Genomic DNA, 1,400 nt, shown 5'->3' with positions numbered 1-1,400 from the left:
CCCAGGCGATGGTAGTCCTGGGGTAAGCAGGTAGGGAGAGAGGTAGGCAAATCCGCCTCTCATGATCCTGAGATGTGATGCCGAGCCGATTGTGGCGAAGTGGGTGATCCTATGCTGCCGAGAAAAGCCTCTAGCGAGCATCAGTGCGGCCCGTACCCGAAACCGACTCAGGTGGTCAGGTAGAGAATACCAAGGCGATCGGGTGAACTGTGGTTAAGGAACTCGGCAAATTGCCCCCGTAACTTCGGGAGAAGGGGGGCCTTCGCTGGTGACGGGACTTGCTCCCCGAGCTGGTGGGGGCCGCAGTGGCCAGGGGGAAGCGACTGTTTACTAAAAACACAGGTCCGTGCGAAGTCGTAAGACGATGTATACGGACTGACGCCTGCCCGGTGCTGGAACGTTAAGGGGACCGGTTAGCCTGCTTCGGTGGGCGACGCTGAGAACTTAAGCGCCAGTAAACGGCGGTGGTAACTATAACCATCCTAAGGTAGCGAAATTCCTTGTCGGGTAAGTTCCGACCTGCACGAATGGCGTAACGACTTCCCCGCTGTCTCAACCGCAGACCCGGCGAAATTGCACTACGAGTAAAGATGCTCGTTACGCGCAGCAGGACGGAAAGACCCCGGGACCTTCACTACAGCTTGACATTGGCGTTTGGAGCGTCTTGTGTAGGATAGGTGGGAGACGGTGAAGCTCGGACGCTAGTTCGGGTGGAGTCATTGGTGAAATACCACTCTGGTCGTTTTGAACGTCTAACTTCGGTCCGTGATCCGGATCAGGGACAGTGTCTGGTGGGTAGTTTAACTGGGGCGGTTGCCTCCTAAAGGGTAACGGAGGCGCCCAAAGGTTCCCTCAGCCTGGTTGGCAATCAGGTGTCGAGTGTAAGTGCACAAGGGAGCTTGACTGTGAGACCGACGGGTCGAGCAGGAGCGAAAGCTGGGACTAGTGATCCGGCGGTGGCATGTGGAAGCGCCGTCGCTCAACGGCTAAAAGGTACCCCGGGGATAACAGGCTGATCTTCCCCAAGAGTCCATATCGACGGGATGGTTTGGCACCTCGATGTCGGCTCGTCGCATCCTGGGGCTGGAGTAGGTCCCAAGGGTTGGGCTGTTCGCCCATTAAAGCGGTACGCGAGCTGGGTTTAGAACGTCGCGAGACAGTTCGGTCCCTATCCGCTGCGCGCGCAGGAGACTTGAAAGGGGCTGTCCCTAGTACGAGAGGACCGGGACGGACGAACCTCTGGTGTGCCAGTTGTTCCGCCAGGAGCACGGCTGGTTGGCTACGTTCGGAAGGGATAACCGCTGAAAGCATCTAAGCGGGAAGCTCGCCTTGAGATGAGGTCTCCCACCCCGTTGAGGGGGTAAGGCTCCCGGTAGACGACCGGGTTGATAGGCCGGAGG

The 1,400-nt window shown here is 58.3% G+C and carries 1 rRNA gene; it reads left to right on the top strand.

Annotated features, from left to right (window positions below):
- Positions 1-1,400 (top strand): 23S ribosomal RNA (locus tag IEZ07_RS35205); the annotation flags it as partial.

The organism is Planomonospora parontospora (genome assembly GCA_014647935.1).
In the GTDB taxonomy this organism is placed as follows: Bacteria; Actinomycetota; Actinomycetes; order Streptosporangiales; family Streptosporangiaceae; genus Planomonospora; species Planomonospora parontospora.
The sequence above is the reverse complement of the archived record's forward strand: the minus strand, read 5'-3'. Positions and strand labels throughout refer to the sequence as shown.